This is a genomic window from Sunxiuqinia sp. sy24 (genome assembly GCF_052677165.1).
In genome coordinates, this window is sequence record NZ_JBQYLH010000048.1 from 1 (window position 1) to 639 (window position 639).

Consider the following 639-nt stretch of genomic DNA (forward strand, 5'->3'; position numbering starts at 1 on the left):
TTGGGAGAACCGGAAAAATACGAAGATCCTTATAATGCGCTTATACGCCCACACTATTACGTAGGGAAAGCCTGGTATAAGCGTGAAATTGAAATTCCTAAAAACTGGAGCAACAAACATTTTGTATTGTTTTTGGAACGTTGCCACTGGATTACGCAGGTTTGGGTTAACAACCAATATGTAGGTTCTGAAAATAGTTTGAGTACGGCTCAGCAATACGACCTCACACCGTTTCTGAAGCCTGGAAAACATACGTTAACCATTTGTGTAGATAATAAATACCCATTCAGCTTAGGAATGTTTGCTTCTTCTGTGTCTGAACACACCCAAAGCAATTGGAACGGAATTATTGGTCGCATAGAATTACAAGTTAAAGATCCCGTATACATGGATGATATACGTGTTTATCCTGATATCAAAAATAAACAGGCCAAAGTAACTTGTAAGATCTACAACAAAACCGGTGTGGCAGTTGAAGGAAAAATTAAGCTAAGAGCTGAGCTAAAAGAAAATGGGATAAAAGCTGGAAGCCAGACCCTTAATTTTAAGGTTGACGAAGGCGTGTCCACTATTGAGGGCATTGTTTATATGGGAGATGATGTTCAGCTTTGGGATGAATTCTCACCCGTTCTATACCGT

At 39.4% G+C, this 639-nt stretch carries 1 protein-coding gene; it reads left to right on the plus strand.

Features of this window, described 5'->3' with window-relative positions; all coding sequences use genetic code 11:
• The coding region (locus tag ACUNWA_RS19030; RefSeq protein WP_445593513.1) for a sugar-binding domain-containing protein at window positions 1–639 on the plus strand (639 nt) is incomplete at both ends.